Annotated in this window: 17 protein-coding genes and 1 tRNA gene; 8 read left to right on the top strand and 10 right to left on the bottom strand. The window is 64.0% G+C overall.

Features of this window, described 5'->3' with window-relative positions; all coding sequences use genetic code 11:
• Positions 1–13 precede the first annotated feature (13 nt).
• Positions 14–775, bottom strand: a complete 762-nt coding sequence (gloB, locus tag J5J83_RS06700; protein ID WP_212346902.1) for a hydroxyacylglutathione hydrolase — start codon at positions 773–775, stop codon at positions 14–16.
• 28 nt (positions 776–803) lie between these two features.
• On the opposite strand from gloB, the gene J5J83_RS06695 reads away from it, so the two are divergent.
• The 3 genes from J5J83_RS06695 to dnaQ are packed head-to-tail and all read left to right on the top strand — an operon-like array spanning position 804 to position 2,732.
• On the top strand, positions 804–1,541 hold the full coding sequence (locus J5J83_RS06695) for a class I SAM-dependent methyltransferase (RefSeq protein WP_212346900.1): 738 nt from the start codon (positions 804–806) through the stop codon (positions 1,539–1,541).
• A gap of 2 nt (positions 1,542–1,543) precedes the next feature.
• Complete coding sequence (gene rnhA, locus J5J83_RS06690; protein WP_212346897.1) at positions 1,544–2,002, top strand: ribonuclease HI; 459 nt, start codon at positions 1,544–1,546, stop codon at positions 2,000–2,002.
• A 19-nt stretch (positions 2,003–2,021) separates the two neighbouring features.
• Positions 2,022–2,732 carry a DNA polymerase III subunit epsilon gene (gene dnaQ / locus J5J83_RS06685; protein ID WP_212346895.1) on the top strand — a complete coding sequence of 237 codons (711 nt, stop codon included), beginning with the start codon at positions 2,022–2,024 and terminating at the stop codon, positions 2,730–2,732.
• Positions 2,733–2,800: 68 nt separating this feature from the next.
• On the opposite strand, the gene J5J83_RS06680 is transcribed toward dnaQ, so the two are convergent.
• From J5J83_RS06680 to J5J83_RS06655, 6 genes are all read right to left on the bottom strand, one after another.
• Positions 2,801–3,226: a CBS domain-containing protein gene (locus J5J83_RS06680; protein ID WP_212346892.1), complete on the bottom strand. Its 426-nt coding sequence runs from the start codon at positions 3,224–3,226 to the stop codon at positions 2,801–2,803.
• Between the two features lie 19 nt (positions 3,227–3,245).
• Positions 3,246–3,455: a (Na+)-NQR maturation NqrM gene (gene nqrM, locus J5J83_RS06675; protein WP_212346889.1), complete on the bottom strand. Its 210-nt coding sequence runs from the start codon at positions 3,453–3,455 to the stop codon at positions 3,246–3,248.
• Between the two features lie 62 nt (positions 3,456–3,517).
• Positions 3,518–4,288 carry a fused MFS/spermidine synthase gene (locus J5J83_RS06670; RefSeq protein WP_212346887.1) on the bottom strand — a complete coding sequence of 257 codons (771 nt, stop codon included), beginning with the start codon at positions 4,286–4,288 and terminating at the stop codon, positions 3,518–3,520.
• Positions 4,285–6,822: a DNA mismatch repair protein MutS gene (gene mutS, locus J5J83_RS06665; protein ID WP_212346885.1), complete on the bottom strand. Its 2,538-nt coding sequence runs from the start codon at positions 6,820–6,822 to the stop codon at positions 4,285–4,287. The genes J5J83_RS06670 and mutS overlap by 4 nt, the downstream gene beginning before the upstream one ends.
• Positions 6,823–7,229: 407 nt before the next feature.
• Positions 7,230–7,610, bottom strand: coding sequence for a rhodanese-like domain-containing protein (locus J5J83_RS06660; protein WP_212346883.1), 381 nt, complete (start codon positions 7,608–7,610; stop codon positions 7,230–7,232).
• Between the two features lie 81 nt (positions 7,611–7,691).
• Positions 7,692–8,024 carry a hypothetical protein gene (locus tag J5J83_RS06655; protein WP_212346881.1) on the bottom strand — a complete coding sequence of 111 codons (333 nt, stop codon included), beginning with the start codon at positions 8,022–8,024 and terminating at the stop codon, positions 7,692–7,694.
• A gap of 248 nt (positions 8,025–8,272) precedes the next feature.
• Here J5J83_RS06655 and J5J83_RS06650 point away from each other — a divergent pair, with 248 nt between their 5' ends.
• On the top strand, positions 8,273–8,707 hold the full coding sequence (locus J5J83_RS06650) for a ProQ/FinO family protein (RefSeq protein WP_212352860.1): 435 nt from the start codon (positions 8,273–8,275) through the stop codon (positions 8,705–8,707).
• 44 nt (positions 8,708–8,751) lie between these two features.
• Positions 8,752–9,192: a CreA family protein gene (locus J5J83_RS06645; RefSeq protein WP_249115914.1), complete on the top strand. Its 441-nt coding sequence runs from the start codon at positions 8,752–8,754 to the stop codon at positions 9,190–9,192.
• Between the two features lie 15 nt (positions 9,193–9,207).
• Here the strand turns inward: J5J83_RS06645 and J5J83_RS06640 are convergent, their stop codons facing one another.
• Positions 9,208–9,369 (bottom strand): hypothetical protein, encoded by a 162-nt coding sequence (locus J5J83_RS06640; protein ID WP_212346876.1) that lies wholly within the window; start codon positions 9,367–9,369, stop codon positions 9,208–9,210.
• Positions 9,370–9,547: 178 nt separating this feature from the next.
• On the opposite strand from J5J83_RS06640, the gene J5J83_RS06635 reads away from it, so the two are divergent.
• Together J5J83_RS06635 and J5J83_RS06630 are read left to right on the top strand one after the other, a co-directional pair.
• A tRNA-Thr gene (locus J5J83_RS06635) sits at positions 9,548–9,623 on the top strand.
• 91 nt (positions 9,624–9,714) lie between these two features.
• Complete coding sequence (locus J5J83_RS06630; RefSeq protein WP_212346873.1) at positions 9,715–10,356, top strand: LysE family translocator; 642 nt, start codon at positions 9,715–9,717, stop codon at positions 10,354–10,356.
• Between the two features lie 36 nt (positions 10,357–10,392).
• Here J5J83_RS06630 and J5J83_RS06625 read toward each other — a convergent pair whose 3' ends face one another.
• Positions 10,393–12,513 carry a heavy metal translocating P-type ATPase gene (locus J5J83_RS06625; RefSeq protein WP_349251867.1) on the bottom strand — a complete coding sequence of 707 codons (2,121 nt, stop codon included), beginning with the start codon at positions 12,511–12,513 and terminating at the stop codon, positions 10,393–10,395.
• A gap of 263 nt (positions 12,514–12,776) precedes the next feature.
• Between J5J83_RS06625 and cadR the strand changes: the two genes are divergently transcribed.
• Entirely contained in the window at positions 12,777–13,208 is a 432-nt protein-coding gene (cadR, locus tag J5J83_RS06620; RefSeq protein ID WP_249115640.1) for a Cd(II)/Pb(II)-responsive transcriptional regulator, read from the top strand.
• 59 nt (positions 13,209–13,267) lie between these two features.
• Here the strand turns inward: cadR and J5J83_RS06615 are convergent, their stop codons facing one another.
• Positions 13,268–14,962, bottom strand: coding sequence for an EAL domain-containing protein (locus tag J5J83_RS06615; protein ID WP_212346870.1), 1,695 nt, complete (start codon positions 14,960–14,962; stop codon positions 13,268–13,270).
• Positions 14,963–15,043 lie beyond the last annotated feature (81 nt).

Genomic DNA, 15,043 nt, shown 5'->3' with positions numbered 1-15,043 from the left:
TCCTTGTCCGGCTTCAGAACGTGTCTTTCCAGGCGCGCAGCGCGCGCAGGCTCTCGAGTGTGTTCTTGGGGCGGACGCCGGTGTGCCGAGCGACCGTTTCAATCACGCCCGGCTCTCCTGCGCGCAGGAACGGGTTGATGTCCTTTTCCAGTGCAATGGTGCTCGGCACCGTCGGGCGACCGTTGGCGCGAAGGGTTTCGCAATAGGCGGCGTAACGGTCGCGCTCGGCGTTCTCCGGTTCGGCGGCGCGTGCGAATGCCAGGTTCGACAAGGTGTATTCGTGGGTGCAATAGACCCGGGTGTGAGGGTCCAGCGCTGCGAGCCGGCGCAAGGCGACGTCGAGCTGTTCCGCCGTGCCCTCGAACAGGCGCCCGCAACCCGCCGAGAACAGCGTGTCGCCGCAGAACAGGATGCCGGGGGCGTAGTAGGCGATGTGCCCGGCGGTGTGGGCCGGGACTTCCAGCACCTCGAGTTTGAGTCCGATGCCCGGAACGCGGATGCGGTCGCCGTCGGACAGCGGCTCGCTGACGCCGGCGATGTGTTCGCTGGCAGGCCCGAATACCGGTACCGGCCAGGCCTCGAGTAAGGCCGGCAGGCCGCCGACGTGGTCCGCATGATGGTGTGTAACCAGTATCGCGGACAGGCTCAGGCCGTGAGTGGACAGGTAGGCGAGAACCGGGGCGGCATCGCCCGGGTCCACGACAACTGCATGGTGGTCATCGTGAATGAGCCAGATGTAGTTATCGCTGAAGGCGGGAAGGGGGATAATGTTCATTCTTATGATTTTGAAGCGCTGACGATTCGTGTCAATCCCCGGTTTGTCGGAATGGCTGGAAACACCACAGGGTGGCTATCTGCTCGCGTGGGAGCAGAAGCAGCTCGATACCGTGGTGGCCGATATCTTTGGCTACCACGCCCTGCAACTCGGATTGCCTGGCGTGGACCTGCTGCACGCCAATCGAATGCCGTTCCGCTTTGCCTGCAACCGGGCGGGGAGGGTTGCCGTCGTGGCGGCAGAGGATGCCTTGCCGTTTGCGAGTGCGAGCCTCGACCTTGTCGTGCTGCCGCACGTGCTTGAGTTCGCCGCACGGCCGCATCAGGTGTTGCGTGAGGTCGAGCGGGTGCTGGTGCCCGAAGGCAGTGTCGTGATCTGTGGTTTCAATCCCTACAGTTTGTGGGGACTGCGCAGACTGGCGGCGCGCAAGCGGGGCGAAGTGCCGTGGACCGGGCAGTATCTGTCGGTGCCGCGCATCCGCGACTGGCTGACCCTGCTCGGTTTTGAAACCCAGGCGGGCAGGTTCGGCTGTTACGCGCCGGCGGTGACGTCGCCCAAATGGCTTGATCGGTGGCGCTTGATGGACCGCGTCGGCGCGCGCTGGTGGCCGGTGTGCGGTTCGGTGTACGTGGTGCAGGGCATCAAACGGGTGCAGGGTACACGGGTCATCATGCCGAACTGGAACGATGGGCGTGCGCGCTCGAAGCGCTTGTCCGCAGTGGCACAGCGCGAAATTCATCCCCGCAGTACAAGGAATACTCAATAAGCATGGAAGAAGTCGATATCTATACCGATGGCGCTTGTAGCGGCAACCCCGGTCCCGGAGGCTGGGGCGCGATCCTGCGCAGTGGTGGTCATGAGAAGGAGATCTGGGGAGGTGAGCCGCAGACGACCAACAATCGCATGGAAATGATGGCCGTGATCCGCGCTTTCGAACTCCTCAAGCGGCCCGTGGTGGTGCGGGTGCATACCGATAGCCAGTACGTGCAGAAAGGCATCTCGGAGTGGATTCATGGCTGGAAGGCGCGGGGCTGGAAGACGGCCTCCAAGGAGCCGGTGAAGAACGCCGACCTGTGGCGTATGCTCGATGAGGCGGTGGCCAGGCACCAGGTGAAGTGGCTATGGGTGAAGGGGCATGCCGGCCACCCGGAGAACGAGCGCGCGGACGAACTGGCACGGCGTGGCGTAGACGAGGTCCGCCGGGCGGGGCGGGCGGTACAGGCATGACGGGCGCGAGGGTGCAGCAATGAGACAGATCGTTCTCGACACCGAAACAACAGGGCTGGACTGGCGCAATGGTGACCGTGTCATCGAAATCGGCTGTGTGGAGTTGCTCGACCGCAACCTCACCGGGCGCCACTACCATGTGTTCATCAATCCCGAGCGCCAGATTGATGCCGAGGCCGAGGCGGTGCACGGCATCTCGCTGGAGTTTCTTGCCGACAAGCCCAAGTTTGCGGAAATTGCTGCGGGTTTCGAGGCGTTCGTGCGTGACGCCGAGCTGATCATCCATAACGCCAGCTTCGACGTCGGCTTTCTCAACATGGAGTTGAGCCTCCTCGGCCGGCCGGTGATCGACCAGCTCTGCGCCGGTGTCATCGATACCTTGAAGTTGGCCAAGGAGCAGAATCCGGGCAAGAAGGCGTCGCTCGATGCACTGTGCGACCGCTTCGCGATCGACAACGGTCATCGCACGCTGCATGGCGCCTTGCTCGATGCCGAACTGCTGGCCGAGGTCTATCTGGCGATGACCCGTGGCCAGGAAAGCCTGATCATGGCGCTTGAGGAGGAGCCGGGCGCCACCCACACCGATGCGACGGGGCTGATCGTCGAACGCCCGGCGGTGATGGTGTTGCGTGCCTCGGCGGAGGAGCTGGAGGCGCACGAGGCCGTTCTCGGCGAGATGGCGAAGAAGGGGGCGTGCCTGTGGCTGCCGCCGCAATCCGCGGACGCGTGATCGGGCGCGGTCACGCTGAACGCTCGGCGGCGGCGCACAAGGCCGCCACGATGGCGCCGCGGCCGGGGCTAGCCGCGAACGCGGGTGGTCTTGTGGCTGGCCCGCAGCTTTTCCAGGCCCTTCAGGATGTCGCGGCGCGAGATCTGGCCAATCAGGCGCTGGCCTTCGACGACCGGCAGGCAACGATAGGACTGCCCGAGAAAGATCTCGATGGCGTCGATCAGGCTGCTGTCACCCTTGACCGATACCACGTTCTTGCTCATGTAATCGGCGATCAGTCCGGCCTGCTGTTCGAAATAGGAGGCGTTGAGTGCGACCTTGAGGCAATCCTTCTCGGACAGAAAGCCGATCAGGTGACCGTTGTCGTCGGCAACGGGGGCACCGCTGAGGCCGTGTTCGATGAGGGTATGGATGGCATGCAGAACCTCGTCCTCCGGATGGAGGGCCAGGTGGTCGCCAATCATGTAGTCCTTGACGAGCAGGGAATGGAGCATCGCGCCTCCGGAAGTGTGTTCAGGATTGTGATTGTTCTTGTTCGGCCTGTGCTTTCATGCGTGCAAGCCGCTCGGGGCAGGGCTTCTCGCAGCCGCCCTCGCATTCGAGCCCGACCGCGCCCAGGCCGCCGCAGCTGCCAGCGATCGGCTTGCGCCCGAAGATCACTCCGATCGCCATCGCGGCAAACAGAATGCCGACGACAATGATGGCAAGAATGAATGTACTCATGGCATGTCCGGTTTCAATTCAGGAGTCGGTCAGAGTGGACAATACCGCGACCCGCAGAGTTCTTAAAGACAAAGCGTGCCACCGGGCAGGCTGCCGGCCTGCTCGAGGCGGGTCACCGTAGGCAGCAGGTCGAGTCCGGTTGCGGTCTTGAGCGATGCGGCGCGTGTGCGAAGCTCGGCGATGGGACGGTTCAGGGGGTCGCCGGCAGCGGCGAAGGCCACCACGTTTCCGCTGTCACACGAAGGAAATGCGATGGCGCGATCGTCGAAGGCGGACAGAATGCGCTCGATACTGGCCTTGTAGCCACGTGAGCGGCCGAATAGGTTGACCGACATCAGACCCTGGTCGGACAAGCGGGCACGCACGGCCTGGTAGAAGGGCAGGGTATCGAGCGCGCCGGCGCGAGCGTTGCGGTCGAAGCCGTCGACCAGGATGTAGTCGTAACGGGTGTCCTTCTCAATGACGAATTGTGCGCCGTCGCCAATGTGGATCGAGAGCCGGGCACTTTCCTGCGGCAGGCGAAAGAACTGTCGCGCCGCGGCGACCACGGAGGGGGCAATCTCGACCACCTGGATCCGGCTCTGCGGCAGATGATGATGAATGAAGCGGGCCAGTGAGGCCGCGCCCAGGCCAATGAGCAGGACGCGGCGCGGCCACTCGCCGGCATCCTCGACAAGACCGTCGCGCAGCAGCAGGCCGGCCATCATCTCGCGGGTATAGGCGAGTTCCAGCGCATTGGGCTTGCGGATGCGCATCGCGCCCTGTATCCATTCGGAACCGAAATGAAGGTAGCGAACGCCGGCCTCTTCTGAAATGTCGATCGGCGTGCTCATGTCGTCATCCGCTTCAGTGCATACAGTTGTTCGAGCGCCTCGCGCGGGCTGAGGCTGTCAGGGTCGATATCGGCCAGTGCGGTGAGCGCCGGATGCGATAGCGGCGCGGTGTCCGGTTCGGGCAGCGCGGCAAAGAGGTCGGCCTGCGGGCCGCTGCCGATCTCGCGGTTTTCCAGCGCGCGCAGGCGGCGCTTGGCGTCGCGGATGACCGACGCCGGAATGCCCGCCAGTGCGGCGACCTCGATCCCGTAGCTCTGACTTGCCGGCCCCTCTTCCAGCGCATGCAGGAAGACGATGCGGTGACCATGTTCGACTGCGTCCAGATGCACGTTGGCGCACTCCGGGTACTCGGTATTGAGCCGGGTGAGTTCGAAGTAGTGGGTGGCAAACAGTGTCAGGCTGGCGTTTTTCTCCAGCAGGTGGCGCGCGATCGAGAAGGCGAGAGCGAGACCGTCAAAGGTGGAGGTGCCGCGGCCGATCTCGTCCATCAGCACCAGGCTGTGCTCGGTCGCGCCGTGCAGGATCGCCGAAGCTTCGGTCATTTCGACCATGAAGGTCGAGCGTCCGGAGGCGAGGTCGTCCGAGGCGCCGATGCGGGTGAAAATGGCGTCCAGTGGCCCCAGCGTCGCGCTTTGGGCGGGCACGAAACTACCCACGTGCGCGAGCAGGCAGATCAGCGCGACCTGGCGCATGAAAGTCGATTTACCACCCATGTTGGGGCCGGTAATCATCAGCATGCGCCGGGTGGGGGCCAGCCGGGCATCGTTCTGGATGAAGTCCTCGACCTGACGCTCGACCACCGGGTGACGTCCGCCGACGATGGCGACGCCGGGCTGCTCGGAGAACACCGGTGCGACATAACCGTAGCGAAGCGCCGCGTCGGCAAAGGCGGCGAGTCCGTCGAGCGTGGCGAGGGCGCGGGCGATGGCCTGCAGCGGCGGGATGTGCTGCGCGAGGGCATCGAGAATCTGTTCATAGAGGAGTTTCTCGCGCGTGAGCGCACGTTCCTGCGCCGACAGCGCCTTGTCCTCGAAGGCCTTGAGTTCGGGGGTGATGTAGCGCTCGGCGTTCTTCAGGGTTTGGCGGCGGCGATAGTCGTCGGGCACCTTGTCCGCATGCAGACGGCTGACTTCGATGTAAAAGCCGTGAACACGGTTGAATTCCACCTTCAGGCCCGGAATGCCGCTGCGCTCGCGCTCCCGCACCTCGAGGGCCATCAGGAATTCGCCGCAGTTGGTCTGGATGTCGCGCAACTCGTCCAGTTCGGCGTCAAAACCCGGTGCGATCACGCCGCCGTCACGCACCATCGCTGCGGGCTCGTCGGCAATCGCGCGCGCGAGCAGTTCGAGCGCGTCGGGTGAGATCGCCAAGGCCACACCGATTCCCGACAACAGGTCGGCGCGGGCCGGGGCCAGCGCTGCGGCAAGCTGAGGCAAGCGCGTCAGGCTTTCGCGCAGGGCCGATAGATCGCGTGGGCGCGCGCTGCGCAGGGCAATGCGCGCGGTGATCCGGTCGACATCTGCCACGCCGCGCAGGGCACCGCGTACGGCCGAGGCGATCTCCCCGTTGCCGTCGCCGACGAGTTCGGCTACGGCCTGATGACGGGCTGCCGGCAGATTGCGGTCGCGCAGCGGATGATGCAGCGCGTGGCGCATCCAGCGCGAACCCATGCTGGTGACGCAGGTGTCGAGCAGCGACAGCAGCGTGGGTGCGCTTTCGCCGCGCAGGGTCTCGGTTAGCTCGAGATTGCGGCGGGTCGCGGCGTCGAGGCGGAGATATTCCGACTCGCGTTCCACGGTCAGGCCGGTGATATGGGTCAGGCTCTGGCGCTGGGTGGTCTTGGCGTAGTCGTAGAGTGCGGCCGCGGCGCCGAGTGCGACCGGCAGTTCGTCCACACCAAACCCGGCGAGATCGCGGGTGGCAAAGTGGCCCGTAAGCAGCCGCACGCCGGTTTCGGCGTCGAACTGCCAGTCGGCGAGCCGGCGAAGTGCGGGGGAAAGCTGCTCCATCAAGGGCAGCGAGAGGCCGTCCGGAATCAGCACTTCGGCCGGGCGCAGGCGCTCGAACTGGGCTTGCAGCGACTCGGCCGGGCATTCCATCAGCCGCAGATCGCCATTGGCAAGATTGAGCCAGGCCAGGCCGAGCACGCCGCGGTGAAGGTTCGCCGATAGCAGCAGTGCGTCGCGACGCTCGTCGAGCAGCGCGGCATCGGTGAGTGTGCCGGGCGTCACGATGCGGCTGACCGCGCGCTCCATCGGTCCCTTGGTGGCGCCCGGTTCGCCGACCTGCTCCGCAATCACCACCGATTCGCCCAGCTTGACCAAGCGGGTCAGGTATTGCTCGACTGCATGGAACGGCACCCCGGCCATCTTGATCGGCTTGCCCGCGGACTGGCCGCGGGTCGTCAGCGTGATGTCGAGCAGTCGGGCCGCTTTTTCGGCATCGTCGAAGAAGAGTTCGTAGAAGTCGCCCATGCGATAAAACAGCAGGGTGTCCGGGTGCTGCGTCTTGATGCGCAGATACTGGACCATCATTGGCGTGTGGCCGGGAAAGTCGTCGGCCGCGGGCGCGTTTTCTTGCCGGGTTTTCAAAGTGGGTCTACTTCCGTTGGAGGAGGGCGGCGGCCCCGGGGCGAAAAACGCGGCATTTTACCGCATCGCCGGCAGGTTGCCCGTCGGGCGCCGCACGTAAGCAGTTGGCGAACGGGGTGGGCGCCGTGCCGCAACGTCCTTGCGGGCAGGCTGTGGCGCTTGCACAGTATCGAGCCAAAACGGTCGAAGGCGGCAGGCGAAGCCGCAGTTGCGCGATCGCAACAATTGGCCAAGGGTGGCCATCGAGTGTCACAGGGGGCAGACCGAGATGCGGATGCCGGTCGTGACCCTCGTCTGCTTCGACCGGCGCGCCTGGGCCTTGGGTCGGGCCCAGCGCGAAGGGGATGAGACTATTCGAAGCTTGGCAATGCCGGTTTGATCACGGGTTTGCCGGCGGCAGACCAGGCGTCGAAGCCGCCGGCAATGGAGCGGACGGAAAGATAGCCCATTTCGGCCAGCGCACAGGCGGCAAGGGCCGCCCGGCCGCTCGTCTTGCAATAGACGATGATGCCGAGGTCGCGTGCGGCCAGTTCCGGGGTGCCGCTCATCTTGAATTCGAGCAAGCCGCGGGGGATGTGGATCGCACCCGGAATGTGGCCTGCCGCAAACTCGTCGGCTTCGCGAACGTCGATGACGACGTCGGCATCCCTGATCAGGCCCTCTGCGTTTTCAACGGAGATTTCCTCAATTCGCGATTTTGCTGCGCTTACCAGATCGTGAGCTGACTTCATGGATATCCTGTGTGAATGGTTGGATTGATGAACAGGGGTTCGACCGCAGTGCGCTCCCAGGATTTCGGCCGATGGCACGGCTCAGCGCGGGGCGTTCGTGTCGGGGAGGTCATAGCCATCGGCGACGTAGGCCGGGCCCTTCATGACGAAGATGATGAAGCAGAAGATTGCAACGGTGAGTACCACGGTCCAGTGCAATACGATGGCCGCGACCACCCAGATATCTATCATCTGCAGTGTGCGCAGAATTTCGTCGGCCGTTTCACCCCACCACACGAGGCGTGCCACGAGCGAGACGGCGACGCACAACGCGGTGCCCGCCAGTGCAATCACCGGGAGTCTGCGCAGCACTTTGCGCTCGGATCCGGCAGGCTCGATCCGCGATCCTGGTAGGCGCTTCCAGCGTTTTTCCATGTCGGTAGTCCAGAAAGGCAGTGATGACGAATCGACGAACGCGAGAATATTAGCATGGGTTAATGTTCATCCGGTGCAATCGCGGCATCCCCTACGGCACAGACGACGACAGGCGCGCAAGGTTCCGCCCATTGCGTTGCCCTGATGCGACGTATCGCCCGCACGGATCGTCCGCTGTGCGATCAAACCGCCAATGTCGGCAGATGGCTCAGGTAGAATGCTGGCTCCAAGCCGAACATTGCCGCACCATGACGAACGAAGCACCCTCTCCGAAGACCTCCCTCGAGCCCCGGGCGCTCTTGCAGAAATTGCAGGAACAATCGCCCACGTTTCGGGAATGCAAGCCGCTGGCGATTCGCATCGATACCAATATTCTCGAGCGCTTTCCCGAGTTCGAGAAACGCACGTTGCGCTCTGCGCTGCGCATGCACACGGCGTCTACCCGCTACTTGAAAGCAATGGAGAAAGCGACCGAGCGCTTCGACTTCGACGGCAATGTGGCCGGTGAGGTGACAGAGGAGCAGCGCGCGCACGCATCGGCGACGCTCAAGGAGCGCTTTGCTGCGGTGGCAAAACAGCAACGCGCGAAGCGCGAGGCCGAAGAGGCCGAGCGCAAGCGCGAAGAGGCTGAACGTCGCCGGGACGAAAAGCTTCAACAATTGATGAGCAAATTCGGCAAATGACCCGTTCTCGCCATCTGCTTCGCGTAGCAGTGTTGCTGGGTGCCATGTTGGGTGCCTCGGTCGTATACGCAGAGAAGATCGGCGATGTGTCGACGGTGTGGAAACTTATCGGGCCCAATCACAAGGTGGTGGTCGAGGCCTATGACGATCCACGCGTCGAAGGGGTCACCTGCTACGTGTCGCGTGCCAAGACCGGCGGTCTGTCAGGAGCGGTCGGGTTGGCGGAGGATCTGTCGGAGGCGTCGATCGCCTGTCGGCAGGTCGGTCCGATTCGCTTTCGCGAGCCCATCCCGCAGCAGGAAGAGGTCTTTTCCGAGCGCCTCTCCGTGCTCTTCAAACGCCTGCAAGTCGTGCGCATGGTGGATGCCCGCCGCAATGTGCTGGTGTATCTCACCTATTCAGACAAACTTGTCGATGGCAGTCCCAAGAACAGCGTGACCGCTGTTGCCGTTGATGGTGCGACCCCCATTCCGCTAAAGCGCTGATTCGCTCCAGGTTACTCACCAAAGGCTGCGTTCCTGACCTGGCCGCGTGCGCATCAGCCATGCGCCCGCCGCGCCGGCGATCGCCATCGCGACACCCCCGCCAGTATTTCCCGTGCCCAGCAGCAGCCCCGCCAGCAGGCCAAACCCCATCAACAGCTGATTGATTCGTGGTGTCATCGCGTCTCTCCTTTCGCGGGGGAATTCCGGCGAGCCTGTGTGTCGCCCCGATAACTGTAATTTTATACAGTTATCGGAAAAAGAAAAGCCTTGCGCGCACATTCCGATGTGGAGCGAGGTGGCCACGCATTGCTGGCATGTCGCGACAGTTCGGCTATAATCCGCGGCCTGATGCAATGCCCTTGTAGCTCAGTCGGTAGAGCAGCGGTTTTGTAAACCGAAGGTCGCGGGTTCGATTCCTGCCGGGGGCACCAGTAAAATCAAGCGCTTGGGCCAGTTCTTCGGAGCTGGCCTTGTCGTTTTTGCGCCCGGGTTACGCGAGGGTGGCCAGGCGGGAGGATTGTCATGGATACCTTGATCACGGTGCAGCAGTTTGCTGCCTTCCTGGCCGCCTCGATTCTGATCACACTGGCGCCCGGCCCCGATAACCTGATGGTCCTGAGCCTCGGCATTGCGCGCGGGCGCCGTTTGGGCGTGGCGTTCGGACTGGGTTGCGGCGCCGGATGTCTCAACCATTCGGTATTGGCTGCACTGGGCGTCAGTGCCGTGATCGCAGCCTCGCAGACTGCCTTCATGGCGCTCAAGGTCGCCGGTGGTCTCTATCTGGTGTGGCTTGGCGTGCGCGCCATACTGGGGGCGCGTGCGCTCGCGGGGCCCGGTGCGGCGCCTGCAGCGGCCGATGAAAGCGCAAGGCGCCTCTTTTTCAGGGGGCTGTTAGCCAATGCCATCAATCCGAAGGTGATCCTGTTCTTTCTCGCCTTCCTGCCACAGTTCGTCGACGGTGCGCGTGGGCATACAGGTTGGCAGATCATGCAGCTTGGCGTGGTGTTCACGGTGCAGGCGGCGCTGATCTTTGCCCTGATCGGCTGGTTCTCGGGGGCGATCGGCGAGCGCCTGGCGCGTCGGCCGCGACTGGCGTTGTGGCTGGATCGTGCGGCCGGCGGCATCTTCGTGCTGCTCGGTGCACGCCTGATCGTCGGGCGCTGAGTCCGTGCGCAAGCGCGCCGGGACAGGCGCGCGACATCATCCCTTGCGCAGCAGCCGCAGGCCGTTGCCCACCACGATCAGGCTGGCGCCCATATCGGCGAACACCGCCATCCACATCGTGCTCATGCCGGCAAGGGTGAGCAACAGGAAGACCGCCTTGATGCCCAGCGCCAGCGCAATGTTCTGCACCAGCAGCGCGTGAGTGGATCGCGACAGGCGGACGAAGGTGGCGATCTTGCCCAGATCGTCATCCATCAGGGCAACGTCCGCCGTTTCGATGGCGGTATCCGTGCCCATGGCGCCCATGGCGAAGCCGATGTCCGCACGCGCGATCGCAGGGGCGTCGTTGATACCGTCACCAGCCATGCCCACCATGCCTTGTGCCGCCAGGTGCTCGATTGCCGCCAGCTTGTCGGCGGGGAGCAGGTTGCCGCGGGCTTCGTCGATCCCCAGCGCGTGCGCAATCGCCTGCACGGTGTGCGGGTTGTCGCCGCTGAGCATCAGCGTTTTCACGCCCAGTCGATGCAGCTCGGCAACGGCGGCCAGGCTGCTGTCCTTGAGCGTGTCGGCCACGGCGAACAGGCCGAGTACGCGCGCGTCGTCGAACAGCGCGACGACGGTCTTGCCCTGGCGCTCGAGCATGTCCACGCGTGCCTCGAGCGCGTCCGAGCACAGGGCCTGTTCGTGCAGCATGCGATGATTGCCAAGCGCATAGCGGGCGCCGTCTATCGTCGCCCTGACGCCACGACCGCCAACGGCCTCGAAGGATTCGACCTGCTCAGGCGTCACGCCGGCCGCTGCGGCTGCGCGCACGATGGCCTGCGAAACAGGATGGTCCGAGCGTTCCGAGAGGCTGGCTGCCAAGCGCAGACAGCGTTCGGCGTCAACGTCGCCGATGGACTCGAAGTCGGTTTGTTCGGGTTTGCCGTGGGTCAGGGTGCCGGTCTTGTCGAAGGCCAGCCACGCCAGCTTTCTGCCGTTCTCCAGATAGACGCCGCCCTTGATCAGAATGCCGTGGCGGGCAGCGGCAGCGAGGCCGCTGACAATGGTGACCGGGGTCGAGATCACCAGTGCGCAGGGGCAGGCAATGACGAGGAGCACCAGTGCCTTGTAGATCCATTCATGCCAGTCGGCTGCGGCGAAGACCGGGGGAAGCACCGCGACCGCGAGCGCAAGCGCGAACACGACCGGGGTGTAGACGCGCGCGAAGCGATCGATGAAGCGCTGGGTCGGCGCTTTCGCCCCTTGCGCCTCTTCCACCGCATGGATGATGCGGGCAAGCATGGTGTCGTTCGCCGCAGCGGTGACGCGATAGTCGAAGGCGCCCGACTCATTGATGGAGCCGGCAAAGACCGTGTCGCCGGGGCCCTTGTCTATCGGCAGGCTCTCGCCGCTGATGGGGGCCTGGTTCAGCGTCGAACGGCCATTGATGACGATGCCGTCGAGGCCCACGCGTTCGCCGGGGCGGACGCGAACCACTTGTCCGACGGCCACCGCGGCGGCATCGATCCGTGTCACGCTACCATCGGTGTTCACCACGCTCGCGCTCGGCGGCACGAGTTGCATCAGCCCCCTGATCGCGTTGCGCGCGCGATCGAGCGAGCGTGCCTCGATGACTTCGGCAACGGAGAACAGCACCATCACCATCGCGGCTTCGGGCCATTCGCCCAGCAACATGGCGCCGGTGACCGCGATGCTCATCAGGGCATTGATATTGAGGTTGCCGTTGCGGATGGCGATCCAGCCCTTGCGGTAGGTGCCGGTACCGCTGATGGCAATGGCAGCCAGCGCGCATGCGGCGGCGAGCAAGGCAGGCTGACCGAACCAGTCGAGCGCCTCCGCGGCGAGTGCCAACATGCCGGCGGCCGCCAGCGGCCACCACCGGAGCGGGGGGCTTTCGTCGACCGGCCGGGCGCGCTGGCCGGGCGCTGTCAATTCGGGTTCGAAACCCAGCGAACGCACCGCGTCGAGGACGGCATCAAGGGCGTCGGGCGTATGGTCGACCGTCAGCGTTCTCTGCATGAGGTTGAAATCCAGGTTCCCGACTGCGGGCATCGTGGCGAGCCTGTTGCGGATCAGGGCTTCTTCGGTGGGGCAATCCATCTGCAGGATGCGCAGGGTGCTGCGGACGCCGCCTGCAACCTTTGTCGCGGGCACGGGTCCCAAAGGCTGCGCAGGCGCGGACGTGCCACACCCGCAACAGCCGCCTGTGGCCGGTGCCGCAGGGGTGTGTTGACCGTGCTGCGAATGCCCCTGCGTCAAGTCGGGCTCAGGCTGCTCGTGTGCTGGTGGTGCCGCCGAGTGCGGCGCGGAATCTTGATTGCAGCAAGTGGACATGATTGCGCCCCGGGTGTCATCGTATGTCGCTATTCAAGACCTTGAAGCCACTTCAAGGTCAAGTGTGATTTCCGGAGATCGACATGAAGATCGGCGAACTGGCCAGCAAGGCAAAATGCTCGGCAGAAACCATCCGCTACTACGAGAAGGAAGGCCTGCTCCCGGCGGCGGAAAGAAGCCCGAGCAACTATCGCAGCTATGGCGATGGCCATCTGGAGCGCTTGCGATTCATTCGAAACTGCCGCGCACTTGACATGGCGCACGACGAGATTCGTGCCTTGCTTGCGTTAATGGATGCGCCTGACGCAGGATGCGGCGCTGTCAATGATCTCGTTGATGAACACATCGGCCATGTCGACCGGCGTATTCGCGAACTCACCGATCTCAAGCAGCAGCTGAGTGCGCTGCGTCAGCAATGTCCGTCGGAGCGGGCGCTCGATACCTGCGGCATATTGCGGGGTCTGGCGTCGATGGATGCCGGCGCGCTCGGCAAGCGTCATACCCATCTGGGGTGATGGTGCCCGGGCCCGGCGTCGATCGGGCCCGCGATGATGGACTTCGCGGGCGGGGGCTTTCAGCGCACGACTTCGCCAGCCCGCAGCGCGTCGATGATTTCGTGCGCGGGCACCGGTTTCTGAAAATAGTAGCCCTGCACCTCGTCGCAGCCAGCGGTACGCAGGTAGATGACCTGTTCGCGCGTCTCGACGCCTTCGGCAATGACGGTGAGGCCCAGGTTATGGCCGAGCGCAATGGTCGAGGCGACGATGGCCGCATCGTTGCTCTGGTTGCGGATGTCGCTGATGAAGCTGCGGTCGATCTTGATGATGTTGATCGGGAGCCGCTTCAGGTAACTCAGGCTGGAAAAGCCGGTGCCGTAGTCGTCCAGTGCGATTTTCAGCCCCAGCGCGGAGAGCGCCTCGAGGGCGAGGCGCGGGCGTTCGAAGTCTTCCACCACACAGCGTTCGGTGATTTCGATTTCGAGCAAGGAGGCTGGGATGGCGAAGTCGGCCACGGTGTTGCGCAGGTGGTCGACGAAGGTCTGGTCGCGCAATTGCTTGGGCGATACGTTGATCGCGACCGGCACCACATCGACGCCGCCGGCAAGCCAGGCCGCAATCTGGCGGCTGGCTTCGCGCACGACCCAGTTGCCGAGCTCCACCACCAGACCCTCCTGCTCGGCGTAGTCGATGAATTCGCCGGGGAGGACCAGACCGCGCTCCGGATGCTGCCAGCGGATCAAAGCTTCCAGGCTGGTGATGCGATAGCCGTTGAGTGAAATGCGCGGCTGGTAGTGGAGGACGAATTCACCACCCATGATCGCGCGCCGGAAGCGGCCGCTCAGATCGGCCTGCAGCGCCGAGCGCGTGTTCAATGACGGATCGTAGAAGCGGAAACAGCCGCGTCCGGCACGCTTGGCCTCGTACATCGCCGAGTCGGCATTTCGCATCAGGGCGTCGAGGTCGAGCCCGTCGCGCGGATGGACGGCAATACCGATACTCGGGCGCATCTCCAGTTCATGCGCCTCGATCTGCATCGGGCGGCCGATCTCGTTGATCAGCTTGTTCGCCACCCGCCCCGCATCGTCGATCGATTCCAACTCCGTTAACAGCACGACAAATTCGTCCCCGCCCAGGCGGGCCACGATATCGGCGTCACGCACGGATGCATTGAGGCGCTGCGCCACGCCTTGCAACAGCAAGTCGCCGATGCGGTGTCCCAAGGTGTCATTGATCAGTTTGAATCGATCAAGGTCGAGAAACATCATTACGAAGGGGGCATGGCTGCGCCGGGTGCGCGAGAGGTGGCTGTTCGCCAGTTCGGAAAACAGCATCCGGTTCGGCAGGCCCGTCAGGTGATCGTAGGAGGCGAGCTGATAGACCGCGCCCTTCTCGGCGCTCAGCTGCGCATTGAGGTGCGTTTGCTGCACTAACGCGGCCACCTGATTGGCATGAGTGCGCTGCCAGCGCCTGACAACAATGATGAAGGCCGTCGTCGCCGTGATCATCAGCAAGGTGAGCGCGCGCGTCATCACGGCGCGTGGCTCGGCATCCGTGGTGGCGCGAAGAGTCCACAAGCCCCAGATCTGTACACCGGACAGTGCAAGCGCGGCCAGCATGGCCAGGGACCACGAATTCAGTGTGCGCAGGATGCCGCGTCTAGGCAACTCGGTAAGCCCGTCTTCGTGAGCATGTCTGGCCGGTGTGGAGTGGTGCTGCGGATCGACTGAAATTGGCGTAGTCACACGGATTAGTACGAAAGAGTTAGACATCCGACCGGCTGCCACGGCGACCGCGATGACTGCATGCTCCGCCAAATGCATTGCAGTTTCGTTAAACGTCATTGGTCTGAC

This window comes from Azoarcus sp. L1K30 (genome assembly GCF_018122735.1).
Taxonomy (GTDB): Bacteria; Pseudomonadota; Gammaproteobacteria; order Burkholderiales; family Rhodocyclaceae; genus Parazoarcus.
This window is presented reverse-complemented; position numbering and strand designations above follow the sequence as displayed.

Coding starts and splice junctions, on each gene's coding strand:
- gloB (WP_212346902.1), bottom strand. CDS start 775: ATGAACATTATCCCCCTTCCCGCCTTCAGCGATAACTACATCTGGCTC.
- rnhA (WP_212346897.1), top strand. CDS start 1,544: ATGGAAGAAGTCGATATCTATACCGATGGCGCTTGTAGCGGCAACCCC.
- dnaQ (WP_212346895.1), top strand. CDS start 2,022: ATGAGACAGATCGTTCTCGACACCGAAACAACAGGGCTGGACTGGCGC.
- J5J83_RS06680 (WP_212346892.1), bottom strand. CDS start 3,226: ATGCTCCATTCCCTGCTCGTCAAGGACTACATGATTGGCGACCACCTG.
- nqrM (WP_212346889.1), bottom strand. CDS start 3,455: ATGAGTACATTCATTCTTGCCATCATTGTCGTCGGCATTCTGTTTGCC.
- J5J83_RS06670 (WP_212346887.1), bottom strand. CDS start 4,288: ATGAGCACGCCGATCGACATTTCAGAAGAGGCCGGCGTTCGCTACCTT.
- mutS (WP_212346885.1), bottom strand. CDS start 6,822: ATGATGGTCCAGTATCTGCGCATCAAGACGCAGCACCCGGACACCCTG.
- J5J83_RS06660 (WP_212346883.1), bottom strand. CDS start 7,610: ATGAAGTCAGCTCACGATCTGGTAAGCGCAGCAAAATCGCGAATTGAG.
- J5J83_RS06655 (WP_212346881.1), bottom strand. CDS start 8,024: ATGGAAAAACGCTGGAAGCGCCTACCAGGATCGCGGATCGAGCCTGCC.
- J5J83_RS06650 (WP_212352860.1), top strand. CDS start 8,273: ATGACGAACGAAGCACCCTCTCCGAAGACCTCCCTCGAGCCCCGGGCG.
- J5J83_RS06645 (WP_249115914.1), top strand. CDS start 8,752: ATGTTGGGTGCCTCGGTCGTATACGCAGAGAAGATCGGCGATGTGTCG.
- J5J83_RS06640 (WP_212346876.1), bottom strand. CDS start 9,369: ATGACACCACGAATCAATCAGCTGTTGATGGGGTTTGGCCTGCTGGCG.
- J5J83_RS06630 (WP_212346873.1), top strand. CDS start 9,715: ATGGATACCTTGATCACGGTGCAGCAGTTTGCTGCCTTCCTGGCCGCC.
- cadR (WP_249115640.1), top strand. CDS start 12,777: ATGAAGATCGGCGAACTGGCCAGCAAGGCAAAATGCTCGGCAGAAACC.
- J5J83_RS06615 (WP_212346870.1), bottom strand. CDS start 14,962: ATGTCTAACTCTTTCGTACTAATCCGTGTGACTACGCCAATTTCAGTC.